13 protein-coding genes, 2 tRNA genes and 1 pseudogene are annotated in these 18,724 nt (G+C 70.1%); 6 read left to right on the top strand and 10 right to left on the bottom strand.

All coding sequences use genetic code 11. From position 1 onward, the window contains the following. Positions 1–78 precede the first annotated feature (78 nt). Entirely contained in the window at positions 79–333 is a 255-nt protein-coding gene (crgA, locus tag ACFYXM_RS06475) for a cell division protein CrgA (RefSeq protein WP_389287417.1), read from the top strand. Positions 334–692: 359 nt separating this feature from the next. Here the strand turns inward: crgA and ACFYXM_RS06470 are convergent, their stop codons facing one another. Together ACFYXM_RS06470 and ACFYXM_RS06465 are read right to left on the bottom strand one after the other, a co-directional pair. Next, complete coding sequence (locus ACFYXM_RS06470; RefSeq protein ID WP_389287415.1) at positions 693–1,595, bottom strand: rhomboid family intramembrane serine protease; 903 nt, start codon at positions 1,593–1,595, stop codon at positions 693–695. Positions 1,596–1,767: 172 nt separating this feature from the next. Further along, positions 1,768–2,295, bottom strand: coding sequence for a peptidylprolyl isomerase (locus tag ACFYXM_RS06465; protein WP_389287413.1), 528 nt, complete (start codon positions 2,293–2,295; stop codon positions 1,768–1,770). 582 nt (positions 2,296–2,877) lie between these two features. On the opposite strand from ACFYXM_RS06465, the gene ACFYXM_RS06460 reads away from it, so the two are divergent. Continuing rightward, complete coding sequence (locus ACFYXM_RS06460) at positions 2,878–3,621, top strand: DUF5324 family protein (RefSeq protein WP_389287705.1); 744 nt, start codon at positions 2,878–2,880, stop codon at positions 3,619–3,621. Between the two features lie 467 nt (positions 3,622–4,088). Continuing rightward, positions 4,089–6,488 carry a 2OG-Fe(II) oxygenase gene (locus ACFYXM_RS06455; RefSeq protein ID WP_389287411.1) on the top strand — a complete coding sequence of 800 codons (2,400 nt, stop codon included), beginning with the start codon at positions 4,089–4,091 and terminating at the stop codon, positions 6,486–6,488. Positions 6,489–6,647: 159 nt separating this feature from the next. On the opposite strand, the pseudogene ACFYXM_RS06450 reads toward ACFYXM_RS06455, so the two are convergent. Then, positions 6,648–6,806: pseudogene (locus tag ACFYXM_RS06450) on the bottom strand (transposase); the annotation flags it as partial. A gap of 378 nt (positions 6,807–7,184) precedes the next feature. Further along, a tRNA-Ala gene (locus ACFYXM_RS06445) sits at positions 7,185–7,257 on the bottom strand. 172 nt (positions 7,258–7,429) lie between these two features. Between ACFYXM_RS06445 and ACFYXM_RS06440 the strand changes: the two genes are divergently transcribed. Beyond that, complete coding sequence (locus ACFYXM_RS06440; protein WP_389287409.1) at positions 7,430–7,978, top strand: helix-turn-helix domain-containing protein; 549 nt, start codon at positions 7,430–7,432, stop codon at positions 7,976–7,978. Between the two features lie 201 nt (positions 7,979–8,179). Then, the gene (locus ACFYXM_RS06435; RefSeq protein ID WP_389287407.1) at positions 8,180–9,619 is read left to right on the top strand and encodes a serine/threonine-protein kinase; all 1,440 of its coding nucleotides are present in this window, start codon (positions 8,180–8,182) and stop codon (positions 9,617–9,619) included. 157 nt (positions 9,620–9,776) lie between these two features. On the opposite strand, the gene ACFYXM_RS06430 is transcribed toward ACFYXM_RS06435, so the two are convergent. Both ACFYXM_RS06430 and ACFYXM_RS06425 read right to left on the bottom strand, forming a co-directional pair. Further along, positions 9,777–11,168: a hypothetical protein gene (locus ACFYXM_RS06430; RefSeq protein WP_389287405.1), complete on the bottom strand. Its 1,392-nt coding sequence runs from the start codon at positions 11,166–11,168 to the stop codon at positions 9,777–9,779. A gap of 399 nt (positions 11,169–11,567) precedes the next feature. After that, on the bottom strand, positions 11,568–11,702 hold the full coding sequence (locus tag ACFYXM_RS06425; RefSeq protein WP_003958712.1) for a DLW-39 family protein: 135 nt from the start codon (positions 11,700–11,702) through the stop codon (positions 11,568–11,570). 382 nt (positions 11,703–12,084) lie between these two features. On the opposite strand from ACFYXM_RS06425, the gene ACFYXM_RS06420 reads away from it, so the two are divergent. Next, positions 12,085–12,456, top strand: a complete 372-nt coding sequence (locus ACFYXM_RS06420) for a DUF6344 domain-containing protein (protein ID WP_389287403.1) — start codon at positions 12,085–12,087, stop codon at positions 12,454–12,456. Positions 12,457–12,823: 367 nt separating this feature from the next. Here the strand turns inward: ACFYXM_RS06420 and ACFYXM_RS06415 are convergent. The 4 genes from ACFYXM_RS06415 to gyrB form a co-directional block, all read right to left on the bottom strand. Beyond that, positions 12,824–12,897, bottom strand: a tRNA-Ile gene (locus tag ACFYXM_RS06415). A 70-nt stretch (positions 12,898–12,967) separates the two neighbouring features. Further along, positions 12,968–13,567, bottom strand: coding sequence for a DUF3566 domain-containing protein (locus tag ACFYXM_RS06410; RefSeq protein ID WP_389287401.1), 600 nt, complete (start codon positions 13,565–13,567; stop codon positions 12,968–12,970). Between the two features lie 93 nt (positions 13,568–13,660). Next, entirely contained in the window at positions 13,661–16,321 is a 2,661-nt protein-coding gene (gyrA, locus tag ACFYXM_RS06405; protein WP_389287399.1) for a DNA gyrase subunit A, read from the bottom strand. Between the two features lie 46 nt (positions 16,322–16,367). Beyond that, positions 16,368–18,509, bottom strand: coding sequence for a DNA topoisomerase (ATP-hydrolyzing) subunit B (gene gyrB, locus ACFYXM_RS06400; RefSeq protein ID WP_389287397.1), 2,142 nt, complete (start codon positions 18,507–18,509; stop codon positions 16,368–16,370). Positions 18,510–18,724 lie beyond the last annotated feature (215 nt).

The following is an 18,724-nucleotide window of genomic DNA, read 5'->3' as shown; positions in this document are numbered from 1 at the left end:
ATTCCCCCTCGCACCCCGCCCCGGCGCCAGCCACAGTTACCTGCGCGGTCACGCAGCGCATCGACAGGAGAGTTCCTCGTGCCGAAGTCACGTATCCGCAAGAAGGCCGACTTCACGCCCCCTCCGGCGAAGCAGGCGAGCAATATAAAGCTGACCAACCGCAGCTGGGTGGCCCCGGTCATGCTGACGCTCTTCCTGATCGGTCTGGCCTGGATCGTCGTCTTCTACGTGACCGACGGCGAGCTTCCGGTCACGTCGCTGGGCAACTGGAACATCGTCGTCGGCTTCGGCTTCATCGCCGGTGGATTCGGCGTCTCCACTCAGTGGAAGTAGGGCCGCGGCGGGGTCGGCCCGCCCCGGCCACGAGCGCCGATGCACAGCGGGCCCTGCTCGCGCAAGCCTTGCCCCAAGTTACCCACAGCGTTATCCACAGGCAGGGGAAAAGGTCAGACGATCTGTGGATAACTCACCGACTGTTGACACCGATGTGACTGCAGCCGCCCCCCTCCAGGGTCGGCAGGCCCCTTGTCCCCGCTGGAAAACCCAGCTCAGCGACAAGGGGCTCACTTGTTCCCACAGAACGCACAAGATCCGGCACATGCTGTGGACAACTGGGCCGTCCGCGGCCACCGCACGACAGCCGTCCCCTCAGACCGCCGCACGCGGGGCGGCTCAGGTCAGCGCGAGGCGGCTCAGGCCAGCGCGGCCGTCCGGGCGAGAACGATGCCGATCACCGCGACCAGGACCAGGGCACAGGTGCCGTACTGCACCAGCGCACGACGCTCCCGGGGCGCATGCACCATGCCGATCGCGATCAGCGTGCCCGCGATCAGACCGCCCACATGCGCCTGCCAGGCGATTCCGCCCCAGGGGTTGAAGGTGATGACCAGGTTCACGGCGAGCAGCGCGAAGACCGGGCGCATGTCGTAGTTGAGCCGGCGCATCAGCACGGCGGTGGCGCCGAGCAGGCCGAAGATCGCGCCGGAGGCGCCGAGCGATCCCTGCCCCGGGGCGGAGAGCCAGTAGGTGAGTGCCCCGCCCGCCAGACCGGAGAGCATGTAGAGGGCGAGATAGCGGGCACGGCCGAGCACCGCCTCCAGCGGACCGCCGAGCCACCACAGGCCCAGCATGTTGAAGAGGATGTGCCAGGTCTCCTGGTGCAGGAACATCGACGTCACCAGGCGGTACCACTGCCCCTCGGCGACGCCCTCCAGCGGGCCGCCGTCGTAGGTGGGAGCGCGGCCGAACAACAGCAGCTCGTTGACCAGCGCGTCGCCCTTCGCCAGGACGGCGACGAACACGGCGACGTTGATCCCCAGAAGGATCTTGGTGAAGAGCCGGGGATCGGCCGCGACGGTGCCGCCCGCGAGGGTACGCGGACGGGCGGCGGCCGGGTCGTGCCCCGTACCGGTACCCCGACGGACGCAGTCCGGGCACTGGAAGCCGACCGAGGCGTCGACCATGCAGTCGGTGCAGATCGGACGGTCGCACCGGGTGCAGCGGATATGCGCCTCGCGGCCGGGATGGCGGTGACAGCCGAGCGGACCGTCCGCGGCGCCCGGACGCTCTCGGCCCTCCGGCGACTGCTCGTCCATCGGTCCTCTCACTTCCCGGTCACCTCGGTCCTGGTCGTGGCGGCGGCACGCACGACACGGCCCTGCCCGTCCACCATGTAACAAGTACGGACGAGCAGGGCGATTGGTTCCCGATCGGACGACCAGAACGTGATCATCCGATGACCGCAGGTGATGCAGGTGATGCAGGTGATCAGCGGGTCTCGATGACGACCGACTCGATGACGACGTCCTCCACCGGACGGTCGGTGCGGGGGTTGGTCCGGGTGGCCGCGATGGCATCGACGACCTTCTGGCTGGCCGGGTCGACGACCTCGCCGAAGATGGTGTGCTTGCCGGTGAGCCAGGCGGTCGGCGCGACGGTCACGAAGAACTGCGAGCCGTTGGTGCCCGGGCCCGCGTTGGCCATGGCCAGCAGGTACGGCTTGGTGAAGGCCAGGTCGGGGTGGAACTCGTCACCGAACTCGTACCCCGGGCCGCCGGTGCCGTTGCCCAGCGGGTCGCCGCCCTGGATCATGAAGCCGCTGATGACACGGTGGAAGACGGTGCCGTCGTACAGCCTGTCCGTGGACTTCTTGCCGGTCTCGGGGTGCGTCCACTCGCGCTCGCCCTTGGCGAGCTCCACGAAGTTCTTGACCGTCTTGGGGGCGTGGTTCGGCAGGAGCCGGATCTCGATGTCGCCCTGGTTGGTCTTCAAGGTGGCGTAAAGCTGCTCGGCCACGATCTGCCTTCCGTAAGTCCTCGGTGACGTCAGATGTTCGGTGACGCCCACCGATCCTCGCACGGACCGCCCGTTCCGGCGCCCGGCCGCCACCCCGCGCGCGCCCCGCTCACCTCGTTGCCCGATCCCCCGCACGCCCCTCACCCCCATGCCCGGTCCCCGCGCGACGGCACACGCCGTTCCCGCCCGTCCGCACACACCGGTCCCCGCCCGGCGGCCCGCGCCGCAGCCGCGTGCCGCTCGGCCGCGTGCCGCTCAGCCGCGTGCCGCTCGGCCGCGTGCCGCTCAGCCGCGTGCCGCTCGGCCGCGTGCCGCTCCCCGCAGGAACACGTGCGGCCAAGCGCGTGACGAACCGGCGCGGGCTGAACCGAAGCCCGGCACCTTCGTCGGCAAGCTCCCCTTGCACCACGTCGCACCACGTGAACACGACCAGCCGGACGCAACGGCTTCCCGGACGCCCCGGACCGGTCAGGGCGCCTGCCCCGGATGCCCGCCCCGCATGCCGGACCCGCCTTCGGCAGGCATGATCTCTGAATGGGTGGAAAGGCGTACCAACCACCCGCCACCAAGGAGGAGGATCCCGTGACCCGCATCGACAGCGTGCGCGCCGCAACCGACTCGGCCAAGGGCAGCGTGCAGCACGCCGCGGAAGTGGTGGCGCCCTACGCCGACACGGCCAAGGACCAGGCCGCGCATCTCGCGTACGAGGCCCGCGCACGGCTCGTACCGAAGGTGACGAAGGCGGCCCAGCAGGCCCGTGTCCAGTACGGCGCGCATCTCGCACCACGTATCGAACAGGCCCGCGCCCACGTGCCGCCCAAGGTCGACGAGGTCGCGCAGCGCGCCGCGTGCCGCACCCGCCGGGCCGCCCGCACCGCCGCGGACTACGCCGTGCCGCGCATGGAGCACGCGATGGCCGTGGCCCAGCCCATGGCCGAGGAGGCGTCGGCCCGCAGCGCGGCGGCGCTGGCCGCACTGCGCGGCAATGTCACCGCGAAGGAGATCAGGCAACTGGCCAGGAAGCACGAACGGCGGGCGAAGGCCGGCCGGGTGTGCAGGGGATTCTTCGTGGCGGGCATCGTGGCGGGCGCCGCCTACGCCGCCTGGAGGTGGTGGGACAAGCAGGCCAACCCCGACTGGCTGGTCGAACCGTCCGCGCCCACGGAGGTCTCCGAGCGCGGCCCGCTGTCCTCGGTCGACGGCTCCGGTCCGGCACCGCTCGACCCGGAGTCCGGGGAAGCCGGAGAGACCGGCGAGGCGAGGGAGAACAGGGGCACGGACGGCCCGGAGGGCGTGAACGGCACCGGCCCCGACGACCGCGGCTGAACCGCTCGGCACCACTCGGCCGCCGCCGTGCCGCCGCCCCGGCCGATGCCGGGCGGCCCTCGTACGACGAAGCGGCTGCCGGAGGATCCCAGGATCTTCCGGCAGCCGCTTCGTCGTGTTCTGCGGAGCCCAGGGCGTGTTTCGAAAGCAGCGTCGTCCGCCCGAAGGGAGGGGCGCGGCATCTGGTGTTCCGCCATCCGGGAGCAGGGACTTCCCGCAGCACTAAGAGGTCGCGCGCATAGGTGGGGCGGAGGAAGGAGCGGGGCGAGGGGCAAGCCCGGCAAGGCGGAGGAGGGAGGTGACGCGAAGGGCCCCTCCCATGCCTTTCGGGCCATGGGGGAGTCGTCGACCGACGACAACGCCGCCGGGCGCCGCCCATCGCCACGCGACGCCGACCCACCTATCCGCGCGACCTCTAAGGTTCGCGGGACGGGATGACACGCTGCCGACCGGGGGAACGAAACTCCATGGGACACGAAGCACGCAAGCGTTTGGCGAAGCTGCTGGAAGCTGCAGAGCGAAGAGGAGACTTCAGTACCCGCGTCGAAATGTCCGCCCACGCGCTGCGCATCGCGGTCGACGGTGTCGGGGAGTTGCCCCTGCCGTTGCGCGCCCCCGTCACCAAGAAGCTGATCGCGCAAGCCAGGCAGGCCCGTTTCGGCCGCGGTGAGCAGACGCTGTCCGACACCAGCGTGCGCGACACCTGGGAGATCACCCCGGACCGGATCACGCTCGGCGGCCCCGACTGGGACCGCACCCTGAGCGGAGTCCTCGACGGCGTCCGCCACGCCCTGGGCCTGCCGCCCACCACTGCCTTGCGGGCCGAACCGCATGCTCTCCTGGTGTACGGCAAGGGTCAGTTCTTCCTCCCGCACCAGGACTCCGAGAAGGACGACTCCATGGTGGGAACCCTGGTCGTCTCGCTGCCCTCCCACCACACCGGCGGCGAACTCGTCGTCGAACACGCGGGCCGCAGCGTCACCCACCGGGCGTCCCGGGAGCAGCTCACGTTCGTCGCCTTCTACGCGGACTGCCATCACGAGGTCAAACCCGTCACCTCCGGGTACCGCGTCACTCTCACCATGAACCTGCTCGCCGAGCGCGTCCGGCCGACCGGCGAGAACACCGACGGCCCCGTCGCCGACCTGGCGCACTGCCTGACCGAGCACTTCACCGACCCGGCCGAGCAGCGCTACCCCTACGGCCGCCCGGAAACCACGCCCCCCAACCGGCTCGTCTACCTCCTCGACCACGAGTACACCCAGCGCGGCCTGGACTGGGATCGTCTCAAGGGCGCCGACGCCACCCGAGCATCCCGGCTCCGCCAGGCCGCCGGGCAAGCCGGTTGCGAAGCGGTGCTGGCGCTGGCCGAGGTGAAGGAGACCTGGGACGCCGTTCCGCCCTACGACCGCTACGACTACTACGGCGATGTCGAGCACTTCGACGAGTGCGAGGACGAGGAATGCGAGGGTGAGTGCCTCCTCGATCCCGACGGGGAGCCCGGGGCCGAACGCCGCCGCAGCGGTGACTTCTCCGACTACGAGCTCAATGACCTGATCGACGACGACATCACCCTCGGCTGGTGGACCCGCCCGGACGGCACCGGCGGCGAGGAGATCTTCCTGCCCGTCCCGTACGCCGAGGTGTGCGCCACCACCGAGAACAAGGACCTCACGCCTTACCAGTCCGAGTACGAGGGCTACATGGGCAACTACGGCAACACCCTGGACCGCTGGTACCGGCGGGCCGCGGTGGTGCTCTGGCCCAGGCAGCGCTCGTTCGCGGCACGCGCCGAGGCCGGCTCCGAGGGAGCCCTGCACGAACTCCAGGGCCACCTCGACGCCGGAGAACTCGACCAGGCGCGCACGCTCGCCCGATCACTCGCCCCCTTCTGGGATCACCACGGGTCGGGCGAAGCGGCCGCGCCGCTCTTCGCCGCCGCCCTGCGCGTCGCGGTGGGACTGCGGGATGCGGACACCGCCGCTATGCTCCTGGCGCCCTTCGGAGTGGAGACCCTCAGCGAGCGGCACGCCCCCGATCTCGCGGAAGCCGCCGCCCGGTACGGCCGGACGTGGGCGCGCGAGGCCGTCGGCAGTTGGTTCGGGACGGTCGGCGCCTGCACCGGGGCCGATCGCGCGGCGTGGCTCGCATCACTGCCCGGCCTCTGCACCGCGCTGCGGACCGCCGACGGTGACGGGGACGCGGTGGCGACACCGCTGACCGAGGGCGCCTGGCAGGCAACCGAGCGGCAGCTCACCGGCTGGCTCGACGTGGGCCGGGAGGCGGAGCGCCGCGCGGGCATGGAGCAGCTCGGCGCCCCATTGGCCCACATCCTGCAGGCCGCCGACACCGGGGCCGCCGATACGATCGTCACCGCACTGCGAGGCCTGCCGGACACCGTCCTGGAGTGCCTGCTCCCCGCCCTGCGCGCCGCGGGACGCCAGCCGACGACCGTACGCCACGGCGCACCCGCGACCGGCCCCTTCCCCGCGCTCGCAGACCACTGCGAGGCCCTGCTCACCACGGCCGTCACCCGCCCCGTGCGCGCGGCGGACGACTGGTCGCTCCCTCCGGCCGGGGCCTGCCGGTCCGGCTGCGACCTCTGCCCCGACCTCGACGCCTTCCTCGTCTCCCGCTCCCGACGGGTCATGGAGTGGCCGCTCGCCGAGGCCGGGCGCCGGCACATCCACAGCCGTATCGATCTGGCCGGCCTGCCCGTGTCCCACACCACCCGGCGGCAGGGACGCCCCTACACCCTGGTCCTGACCAAGACGAACGCGGTGTTCACCCGCGAGCAGGCGACCCGTGTCCGCGCCGAGACCGACTTGGCATGGCTGCGGAAGAACTGGCCTGGATTCCGACCCTGACCAGGCGTGCTGTGAGTTTGATCGACGTGTATTGGGTGGATTCCAGTGGTCGTCGCAACATCTGATCGCGGAGGTATTGCGACGACCGGTTGGGTCCGGGTTGGCAGCCGTGGCCGGCGTGGTGGATGAGCCGGCCGGGGGCGGCCTCCCGGCCGGCCCGGCATCCCCCTCGGCCTGCCGGATCCAGCCCCGCAGGGCCTCGTGATGGACGCCGAGATCCTCGGCCATGCGACGGATCACGGGCTTCGGCTCGGCGGTCCGGTACATCCGCACCGCACGCTCACGCAACTCCAAGGGATATTCCCTCGGGGCAGGCATCGTCAGAGCTCCTCTCGTGAGCACCATCTGACCCGCTGTCACCTCCCCCCGTATCTCGGGGAGCCTCACCCTCACACCAGGCCGCGTACAACAGCACCCAGCAAGGACCGTCCATGGCGGCACTTCTCTCGCCTCCGGACCTCAGCCTCGCGGAGGGCTCCCGACGGTAGCCGGACGAGCCGAAGGCCTGTGGCGGCACCACCAGGACGGCCTTCTCGGCCCGCGAGGTTCCAGGAGATCCACAGGAGAGGGGCCCACCTGCAAACTTCTTGGGAGGCAAGGGCTCCCCCGCCTCCAGCGGTCCGTCGGCACCCGCCAATGGGCACAAAAAACGCCCTCCGACACTGCGTTTCCGCAGGTCAGAGGGCATTTACTGGGTGGAGCCTAGGAGATTCGAACTCCTGACATCTGCCTTGCAAAGGCAGCGCTCTACCAACTGAGCTAAGGCCCCGAATAGGCGGACAACACCGGACGTTTCTGCGTCTCGGCCACCGCCGCAGACCAGAGTACCGGGTACTCCCGGGAATCTCGCAAAAAAGATGGGGACTCCCGGTCGGCAACCACTCTCCGTAAGATGCACGACGAGGTTCGCAGCAGCGAAGCGGCAGCGAAGGGGAGACGCCATGGATGCAGCTCAGCAAGAGGCGACGGCAAGAGCCAGGGAGCTTCAGCGCAGTTGGTACGGAGAACCTCTCGGGGCCCTGTTCCGCCGCCTGATCGACGACCTCGGCCTGAACCAGGCCCGGCTCGCCGCAGTCCTCGGGCTGTCCGCCCCCATGCTCTCCCAGCTGATGAGCGGCCAGCGCGCGAAGATCGGCAACCCCGCGGTCGTCCAGCGCGTCCAGGCCCTCCAGGAACTGGCAGGTCAGGTGGCTGACGGCAGCGTCAGCGCGGGCGAGGCCACCGACCGCATGGAAGAGATCAAGAAGTCCCAGGGCGGCTCCGTCCTCACCGCCACCAGCCAGACCTCCCACACCGGCGGCGCTCCGACCGTCCGGCGCGTGGTGCGCGAGATCCAGTCGCTGCTGCGGTCCGTCGCGGCGGCCGGCGACATCATCGACGCCGCGGACTGCCTCGCCCCGACCCACCCGGAACTGGCAGAGTTCCTGAAGGTGTACGGCGCGGGACGCACCGCGGACGCGGTGGCGCACTACGAAGGACACCAGGGCTGACGCGGCGCGTCCACGGCACACGGGACACAGAACACGGGACGCCGAACACCGGACGCGAAGGCGCGCGGAACACGAAGACGCACGGAGCGCACGGAACGCGAAGACGCACGGAACGCAGAAGTGCGGAGAACGGGCGTGAGCGGGGCATGAGCCGGGCGTGAGCCCGGCATGGAGTCAGGGACGGGGAGCGGACGCAGCGCAATGGGTGAGGTCTTCGCCGGTCGGTACGAACTGATCGATCCGATCGGACGGGGTGGAGTCGGGGCCGTCTGGCGCGCCTGGGACCACCGTCGCCGCCGCTACGTGGCGGCCAAGGTCCTCCAGCAGAGCGACGCCCACACGCTGCTGCGCTTCGTCCGCGAGCAGGCGCTGCGGATCGAGCACCCGCATGTGCTCGCCCCGGCCAGCTGGGCCGCGGACGACGACAAGGTGCTCTTCACCATGGACCTGGTGAGCGGGGGTTCGCTCGCCCATCTGATCGGTGACTACGGGCCCTTGCCGCCGCGCTTCGTATGCGTGCTGCTGGACCAGTTGCTGTCCGGTCTCTCCACGGTGCACGCGGAGGGCGTGGTGCACCGGGACATCAAGCCCGCCAACGTCCTTCTGGAGGCCACCGGCACCGGCCGGCCGCATCTGCGGCTGTCCGACTTCGGCATCTCCATGCGGAAGGGCGAGCCGCGCCTCACCGAGACCAACTACGTGGTGGGGACGCCCGGTTACTTCGCACCCGAGCAGATGATGGGCGCGGAACCCGACTTCCCCGCGGACCTGTTCGCCGTCGGCCTGGTCGCGCTGTATCTGCTCCAGGGGAAGAAGCCGGACGCGCGGGCCATCGTCGAGCACTTCGCCGCGTACGGCACCCCCGGCGCCCCGGAAGGCATTCCCGAACCTCTGTGGCAGGTCCTCGCCGGGCTGCTGCAACCCGATCCCCAGGCCCGGTTCCGTACGGCGACGGGGGCGCGCAAGGCACTGTCTGCGGCGGTCGAGATGCTGCCGGAGTCCGGCCCCGACGACGAACCGGTGGAGGTCTTCGACCAGATCGGGCCGCTGCCCGCCGGGTTCGGCCCCGAGGGGCCGGTCGCGGAACCCCGGACGGACGTCCAGGACGATCCGCCCGCGCCGTCGTCCCCTTCGGTCCCCGGGCCCGCGCCGACGGGCCACGCCGCGCCGACCCCCACCGCGCCGGGACGACCGGCCGACCAGGCATGGCCGACCGACCGGGGACAGCCGTCCGCGGCGGCGCCCCAGGCACAGGCGCAGCCGCCCGTATCGATGTCGGAGACGGGCAGCTTCCATCTCCCGCCGCCTCCCCGGCAGCCGGCGCCGCCGGCCCCGGAACCCGCGGCCACGCCTCCCGCACCGCACCCGCCGCACGCGGCCGCAGCCCCCTTCCCGGCACCGGCACCGGCTGTCTCGCAGCTCCCCACGGCCGGGGTGCACAGCGACCCGGCCCTCACCCGCGCGTACACCACCGGACAGCCGCCGTTCCCCGGACCGGGGCCGACGGGGGCACCGTCCGCCCACACCACTGTTCCGTCGCCGACGAGGCGTCCGGGGCCGCCCCCGAAGGTGGCCGTCCCGATCCTGGTGGTGGCGCTGCTCTGTTTCGCCGTGGGCATCTGGGCACTGGCCCAGAGCTGAGCACGAGGCCCCGGAACCTCCCGGAACCTCCCGGAACCTCCCGTGTGCCGGGACCCGTCCCCCGTACACCGGCAGCCGTCCGGTACGCCGGGCCCCGTCCCCTGCCCAGGAGCCCCTCCCGTACGCGACGGTTGCCCGGCGTCGCCGCGCGCGGCGACTACCAGCCCCGCGGCGGCGGCCCTCCGTACGGCGACCGGCCGTCGCCCGCCGGTCCGCCCGGCGCCCCGGGCACGGCTCCGCCCGGCACCGGTCCGGCGGGGGCCGGGGCCGTGGCGGCACGGCGCCGGGCCAGCAGCGTCCACACCCCCAGCCCGAGCACCAGCACGACACCCGCGCCGATCCCGGCCACGCCGATGGTCCTCATGGTGCTGCTCCGGGCCGCCTCGGAGGCCTTCTTCCCGCTCCTCGCCATGTCCTTGTCGCTGCCGGTGACCGAGAAGATCCCGGCGTCCCCCGCGTAAGGCGACTTGCCCGCGTTCCCCTTCACCATGACCTTGAGGCTGAGCGGAATCGCCTTGTCGCCGTACGCCTCCGCCACCTTGGGGCTGAGCGCGACCGACAGGTAGTACCACCCGGCGAACCGCATGGCGCCGACTCTGCCGGTGGAGGAGTAGCGGTTCTCGTACGCCACCGGAGGCAGCGGGTCCAGGGACACCGACGTGGACTTCCCGGAGTACGACAGCGGCGTCGCGTCGTCGACGTGGCCGTGGGCCGGGTTGTCCAGGGACAGCGTGAGCGCGCTGCCGACGAACTCGGTGGAGGCGTTGTTGTTGCCCAGGTCGACGGTGGCGAAGAGCCGCTGCCCCCAGTCGACCGGTACCCGGTAGAAGCGGGTCTGTCCCGGCGCGAGGTCGTCGTGCCACTCGCCGGTCTCCAGACCGGTCGCGTCGGAGTAGCTGGTACCGCCGGAGCGCTTCTGCGGGGTGGTGGTGGGCGGCGCGGGCGTCTCCGACGGCCAGCTCTCCGGCGCCTCGGTCGGCATCGAACCGCCCGTCTTCACCTGCGGCTCCGACGCGTAGCGCAGCTCCAGGTCCCAGGTGTCGGGTGACGAGGTGTCCTTGCTCTCCCGCTCGATCAGGACGCTGTACGTCCCGGCCTCCTGGCAGGCGCTGCTGTCCTTGTCGACGGTCCGGTAGGCGTATGCGGCGATCGGGCGCGGGAACTCCGCCGACTTGAACCGGGCGGTCTCGTAGCTGCACTGCCGGTCCGTGCTGTCGCGGACGCTGACCGTGAAACCGTCCCCGTAGGCGACCTGGCCACCGCCCTTGGGCACGGCCACGACGGAGACGTACGCGTTCGTCCTCGCGTCGAGGTCGAGGCGGTAGTAGAGCTTCTCGCCGTCCTTGATCGAGCTCCGGTAGACCGACCCGGCCGCGAGCGGGGACGCCTCGATACTGACCTCCGCGCCGCTGATCTTCTTCGCCCCGGAGTCGAAGGTGTACGCGGTGTCCGCCCCGGCCGCGTACGCCTGCGCCGGCAGCGCCGCCGCCGCGCACATCGCCGCGACTGCGGCAAGCGCCGCCCGGCCCCTGCTGCGCTGCCTCATCACGCGCTTCCCCCTCGTCGTCCGTGCGGCCCGCCCGCGGCGCCGGGGCGTACGGACACGGGCCACGCGATCACCGCCACGGCACCCGCCCCGGCAGCGGTCGCGATCCCGGTCCATCCTGCCCCGCCCGCACCGCCGCTGTCTCCGACGTCGATCCGATTGCCCGCCTTGTCAGCGTTGTATGCGTTGTCAGCCTTGTCTGCGTTGTCGCCATCCGTACGCCCACCGACCGCGTCGGCGCCGTACGCGCCCCTGTCATCCAGATCCCGGCCGCCCTCACTCCCCCGGCTTTCACGCCGACGGATTCGCGCGGACGCCCCCGGAGGCACGGATGTTCCGGCGCCGCAACAGCACGAAGCCCCGGCCGCTCAGCGACCGGGGCCCGCAATCAGACTGTCTGTCTCACACACCCGAACCTGCGGGCACGGAGTCAGTCGCCTCCGTCCACAGATCCTGCTCGGCGCGATCCGCCTGGATCTGGCGGTACACGAGGAGCCCGCCGATGGCGGCCAGTGCGACCAGGAGAAGCTTCTTCACCGCGCGACCTCGTCTTTCCTTGACGTAGGGGACTTCTGCCGCCCGACTATACACACCGGCCGATATCGATCGGTGACCTGCCCGCGACCCAACTGGCGCCGCGGGTAAAGCGATCACTCGGGCCCCCCGGGGCCGGCGACCACCCGGCGAATCGCTCCGGCGAAGCCCCGGAGGCCACCCCTCGGCGCATCCCGGGGACCGGTGCGACCCGGGAGCCGGGGCCGCGCCGAACGCCCCGCAGAAGCCCGTCGAGGCCGGTTGCACCAGACGAGTGGTGTTCATCTGAAGATCGACGGATTCGCAGCGTCGGTCCACAAAATCACGACCCACGTCCACATCATCGGAAAGGTAAGCAGAACAGACATCCCGAAAGCGAGGGGCCATGAGCACCTTCACGCCCAAGAGTATCTGGACCGCCTTCGTCACCGCCTTCTTCGCGCTCCTCGCCGCCCTGGGACTCATGAACACCCCTGCGGCGGCCACGCAGCAGAGCGCCGCGGAGCCGACCGCCACGAACCAGGAGCACGCGGGTGCGACCGCGGCAACCGCGACCGCCCCGTCCGTCCGATGGACTCTTCCGCGGGACAGGTCGCTGCCACCGACGATGAAGCAGCGCATCCAGGCAGAGGCACACGGCTCCTCGCCCGCCGCGAGACGTCTGTCCCCGGACACCGCGTACACCGCGGCGACCATGAGCCCCGCCCGCACCGCCCTCCGGGCCCCGGCGGGGGACGCGTCCCTCCTGCCGCCCTGAGAGCGGCACCGGCCGATCGCACGAGCCCCCGAGACCGGTTCGCACCGGGCGGGGGCTTCTTCACGCACTCCGGCCCCCGCCCCCGGCTTGCCGCCCCACCCGTCGACCGCCGCCGCGCACCCGTCGAGCACGGCCCACCGCCCGATGCCGACCCGGCCGACGGAGTCGACCACCGCGCCGATCCGCTCCTCGTCGGTTCTTCCCGCGCCGATCCTCCTCTTGTCATCCGCCCCGCGTCCGTCCGCCCCGCGCCGAGCGGTGTCGATCCGTCCGGCGCCGGCGCACGTCCCGCCACTCACACACCGGTCCGACCACACGCCGAAGGCCCGCTCCCTCCGAAGAGGAACCGGGCCTTCGACTTTCACTGTGGGGCTAACAGGATTTGAACCTGTGGCCTCATCCTTATCAGGGATGCGCTCTAACCAACTGAGCTATAGCCCCTCCGCGCTGCGCGCTGACTTCTGAAGATTAGCGCACGTCGGGGCCAGTCCCAAAATCGATACCCCGCTCACTACTCGTCCTCGGCCAACGTGAGCTCGATACCGCCCACGAAGCCCGCCGACAGGTTGTAGATGAACGAGCCGAGCGTGGCAAGCGCGGTCGCCAGCACCACATCGATCAACGCGATGACCGAGGTGAAGAGGAGGACCCGCGGCAGCGACAGGAACGACTGGAGGTCGAAGCCGTTGTTCTCGTTCGAGCCGGTGGCCTCGCTGATCGTGTCGCCCACGGCGGAGAAGACGCCCATCGCGTCCATCACCATCCACAGCACCGCGGCCGCCACCACCGTGCAGATGCCGAGCGCGATCGAGAGCAGGAAGCTCACCTTCATCACCGACCACGGGTCGGCCTTCGCCACCCGCAGACGGGCCTTGCGGGTACGCGGAGTCGTCCGCGCCCCCGTCCGCGGCATCCGGGCCGCCTGCGCGGCGCCGCCGCCCTGCGTTCCGTCCGGCCGGTCGCCGCCCCGGGTCCCGCCCGCGGGCGAGGAGTACGCCTGCGGCGGGTGGTACGGCCCGCTCGCCTGCCCCGGTGCGGGCTCGCGCTCGCCGGGCAACGGCCCGTTCGCGTAGCCCTCGTACTGGGGCTGAGGCCCCAGGGTGTCCGTCACAGTGCCCCCTTGGGAGTCCGTGGCGGGGCCACGGGCACCGTTCGCTCCAGCTCCGGAAGCGGCCGAACCGGCGCCCGTGGCTCCACTCACGCTCTACTCCTCGTGCTCCCCTGCCGGGGACGACGTGTCCTCGGCGTTGCCCTCGGCCGTGGTCACGGCCGTGCTCTCAACCGTGCTCTCGGCAGACTCCGCCGTCGCGGCCCCGGTGCCCTCCTCGGACCCCTCGACCTCTTCGGCCTCCTGGCCGGCTTCGGCGTTGCGTGCGATACCGACGACGGCATCGCGCTTGCCCAGATTGATCAGTTGGACGCCCATGGTGTCACGGCCCGTCTCCCTGACTTCATTGACTCGTGTACGAATCACGCCGCCGCCCAGGGTGATGGCGAGGATCTCGTCCGATTCCTCCACCACCAGCGCGCCGACCAGCGAACCACGGTCCTCCACGATCTTCGCAGCCTTGATGCCGAGGCCGCCACGACCCTGAACCCGGTACTCGTCGACGGCGGTCCGCTTCGCGTAACCGCCGTCGGTGGCAGTGAACACGAACGTGCCCGGACGGACAACATTCATCGAGAGAAGTTCATCGCCCTCGCGGAAGCTCATGCCCTTGACACCCGAGGTGGCACGGCCCATCGGGCGCAGCGCCTCGTCCGTCGCCGTGAACCGGATCGACTGCGCCTTCTTGCTGATGAGCAGCAGATCGTCCTCGGCCGACACCAGCTCCGCGCCGATCAGCTCGTCGGCGGCGCCTTCGGCACCCTCGCCCGTCTCGCGGAGATTGATCGCGATGACACCACCGGAACGCGGGGAGTCGTAGTCCTTCAGCGCGGTCTTCTTCACCAGACCGCCCTTCGTGGCCAGGATCAGGTACGGCGCGGCCTCGTAGTCACGGATCGCCAGGATCTGGGCAATCCGCTCGTCCGGCTGGAAGGCCAGCAGGTTGGCGACGTGCTGACCGCGCGCGTCCCGCCCGGCGTCCGGGAGTTCGTACGCCTTCGCGCGGTACACCCGGCCCTTGTTGGTGAAGAACAGCAGCCAGTGGTGCGTCGTCGACACGAAGAAGTGGTCGACGATGTCGTCCTCCTTGAGCTTCGTGCCGCGCACGCCCTTGCCGCCGCGCTTCTGCGAGCGGTAGTCGTCCGTCTTCGTGCGCTTCACATAGCCGCCGCGCGTGATCGTGACGACGATGTCCTCCTCGGCGATCAGGTCCTCGATGGACATGTCGCCCTCGAAGGGCACCAGCTTGGAACGCCGGTCGTCGCCGAACTTCTCGACGATCGCCGCCAGTTCCTCGCTGACGATCTTCCGCTGCCGCTCGGGCGACACCAGGATCGCGTTGTACTCGTTGATCTTCGCCTGGAGTTCGTCGTGCTCGGCGGTGATCTTCTGGTGCTCCAGGGCGGCCAGCCGGCGCAGTTGCATCTCCAGGATCGCGTTCGCCTGGATCTCGTCGATCTCCAGCAGGCCCATCAGGCCGTCGCGCGCCACCTCGACCGTCTGGCTGCTGCGGATGAGCGCGATGACCTCGTCGATCGCGTCCAGGGCCTTGAGCAGACCGCGCAAAATGTGCGCCCGCTCCTCCGCCTTGCGCAACCGGAACCGCGTGCGCCGGACGATGACCTCGATCTGGTGCGTCACCCAGTGGCGGATGAACGCGTCGACCGAGAGCGTGCGCGGCACGCCGTCGACCAGCGCCAGCATGTTGGCACCGAAGTTGGTCTGCAGATCGGTGTGCTTGTACAGGTTGTTCAGCACGACCTTGGCGACCGCGTCCCGCTTCAGCACGACGACGAGCCGCTGACCGGTGCGCGAGGAGGTCTCGTCGCGGACGTCCGCGATCCCGCCGATCTTTCCGTCCTTCACCAGGTCGGCGATCTTCTGCGCCAGGTTGTCGGGGTTGGTCTGGTACGGGAGTTCCGTGACCACCAGGCACTGGCGGTTCTGGATCTCCTCGACCTCGACGACCGCGCGCATCGTGATCGAGCCGCGGCCGGTGCGGTACGCCTCTTCGATGCCCTTGCGTCCCACCACGAGCGCACCGGTCGGGAAGTCCGGGCCCTTGATCCGCTCGATCAGGGCGTCCAGGAGTTCCTCCTGCGAGGCCTCCGGGTGCTCCAGGTACCACTGCGCGCCGTCCGCGACCTCGCGCAGGTTGTGCGGCGGGATGTTGGTCGCCATGCCGACCGCGATACCCGCGGAGCCGTTCACCAGCAGGTTCGGGAAACGGGCCGGCAGGACCGTCGGCTCCTGGTTGCGGCCGTCGTAGTTGTCCTGGAAATCGACGGTCTCCTCGTCGATGTCCCGGACCATCTCCATGGACAGCGGCATCATCTTGCACTCGGTGTACCGCATGGCGGCGGCCGGGTCGTTGCCCGGGGAACCGAAGTTGCCGTTGGAGTCCACCAGCGGCATCCGCATCGACCACGGCTGCGCCAGGCGCACCAGCGCGTCGTAGATCGACGAGTCGCCGTGCGGGTGGTACGTACCCATGACGTCACCGACGACACGGGCGCACTTGTAGAAGCCCTTCTCGGGCCGGTAGCCGCCGTCGTACATCGCGTACAGCACCCGGCGGTGGACGGGCTTGAGACCGTCCCGCACGTCCGGCAGCGCACGCGAGACGATCACGGACATCGCGTAGTCGAGGTAGGAGCGCTGCATCTCCGTCTCGAGCCCCACGGGCTCGACACGCATGCCCACACCGGCGACGGCGGGCTCCTCTTCGGGTGTCACAGGGGTGTTCTCGTCGGCCATTGCTGGTCAAAGTCCTTTCGAGCGGCGGCTGGCTGGTGCGGCCGACTCAGATGTCGAGGAAGCGGACGTCCTTGGCGTTGCGCTGGATGAACGAGCGCCGCGCCTCGACGTCCTCGCCCATGAGAACCGAGAAGAGGTCGTCGGCCTGCGCCGCGTCGTCCAGCGTGACCTGGCCGAGGACCCGGTGGTCGATGTCCATCGTGGTGACGCGCAGTTCCTCGGCGTTCATCTCGCCGAGACCCTTGAAGCGCTGGATCGAGTCCTCCTTGATCCGCTTCCCGTTCTGCTTGCCCAGCTCCACCAGGGCGTCGCGCTCCCGGTCCGAGTACGCGTACTCGAAGTCGTCCCGGCCCCACTTGATCTTGTAGAGCGGCGGGCGGGAGAGGAACACGTGCCCGGCCTCGACCAGCGGACGCATGAACCGGAAGAGGAACGTCAGCAGCAAGGTGTTGATGTGCTGGCCGTCGACGTCGGCGTCCGCCATCAGAATGATCTTGTGATAGCGGAGCTTCTCGATGTCGAAGTCCTCGTGCACCCCGGTGCCGAAGGCCGAGATCAGCGCCTGGACCTCGGTGTTCTGCAGGATCTTGTCGACGCGGGCCTTCTCGACGTTCAGGATCTTGCCGCGGATCGGCAGGATCGCCTGGTACATCGGGTTGCGGCCGGACTTCGCCGAACCACCGGCGGAGTCACCCTCGACGATGAAGATCTCGCACTTCGTCGGGTCGTTGGACTGGCAGTCGCTCAGCTTGCCCGGCAGGGAGGCGCTCTCCAGCAGCCCCTTGCGCCGGGTCAGGTCGCGCGCCTTGCGGGCGGCGACCCGGGCGGTGGCGGCCGCGATGCCCTTGCGGACGATGTCGGCGGCCTCGTTCGGGTTGCGGTCGAACCAGTCGGTGAGGTGCTCGTGGACGACCTTCTGGACGAAGGTCTTCGCCTCCGTGTTGCCCAGCTTGGTCTTCGTCTGGCCCTCGAACTGCGGCTCGCCGAGCTTCACCGAGATGATCGCCGTCAGACCCTCGCGGATGTCGTCGCCCGTGAGGTTGTCGTCCTTGTCGCGGAGCAGCTTCTTGTCGCGCGCGTACTTGTTGACCAGCGTGGTCAGCGCCGCGCGGAAGCCCTCCTCGTGCGTACCGCCCTCGTGCGTGTGGATCGTGTTCGCGAAGGAGTACACGCCCTCGGTGTACTGCGTGTTCCACTGCATCGCGATCTCGGCCGAGAGCATGCGCTCCTTGTCCTCGGCCTCGATGTCGATCACCGACTGGTGGATGACGTCGCCCTTGCGGGAGTTGAGGTACTTCACGAAGTCGACGATGCCGCCCTCGTAGTGGTACGTGACCGTACGGGCCTGCTCCTCCTCGGCGACATCGGCCACCTCCGCGACGTCCGCGCCCGCCGTCGCCTTCGCCGACTCGCGCTCGTCGGTGAGCCGGATCGTCAGGCCCTTGTTGAGGAACGCCATCTCCTGGAAGCGGCGCGACAGCGTCTCGAAGGAGTACTCGGTGGTCTCGAAGATGTCCCCGTCGGCCCAGAAGGTGACCGATGTACCAGTCTCGTCGGTGGCCTCGTTGCGGGCCAGCGGGGCCGTGGGCGCGCCGAACTTGTAGTCCTGGGTCCAGCGGTAACCGTCCGTCCTGACATCCACGGACAGGCGCGTCGACAGCGCGTTCACCACGGAGACGCCGACACCGTGCAAACCACCGGAGACCGCGTAGCCGCCGCCGCCGAACTTGCCGCCCGCGTGCAGGACCGTCAGCACGACCTCGACCGCCGGTTTGTTCTCCGACGGCACGATGCCGACCGGGATGCCGCGGCCGTTGTCGACCACGCGGACGCCGCCGTCGGCCAGGATCGTGACGTCGATCGTGTCCGCGTGTCCGGCCATCGCCTCGTCGACCGAGTTGTCGACGACCTCCTGCACGAGGTGGTGGAGGCCGCGTTCACCGGTCGAGCCGATGTACATGCCAGGTCGCTTGCGGACCGCGTCCAGGCCCTCCAGGACGGTGATCGCGCTGGCGTCGTACGAGGCCGCGGCCTCGCCGGAGGCGGGCGCCCCGACGGTGGCCACGGCCTCGGCGAGGGCAGCGGCCCCGGTGGGAGCGCCGCCCCCGCCGTTCTCACCGGATGCGGACGGAATGTTCTCGTTGGGGTTGCCGGAATCGGCCACGAAGCGCCCTTTCTGGCACAGCACAGGCCATCCTCCGGACAGTCCGGAGCGGCTGCGTCGTTCGGCTTGTAATCGACGACTCCCGCGAAATGCGGGATTGTCCATCAGTCTACCGGTAGCGCTGACACTCATGGGGGTTTGCCGGTACCTGAGTACGCATGTGCCGCCCTCAACGAGCGGCTGACGACTCCCCATATTCGGGAAGGGCCCCCAGGGGGCTCACACGGGCATTGTGCGCT

The organism is Streptomyces sp. NPDC002476, assembly GCF_042889785.1.
Taxonomy (GTDB): Bacteria; Actinomycetota; Actinomycetes; order Streptomycetales; family Streptomycetaceae; genus Streptomyces.
The sequence above is the reverse complement of the archived record's forward strand: the minus strand, read 5'-3'. Positions and strand labels throughout refer to the sequence as shown.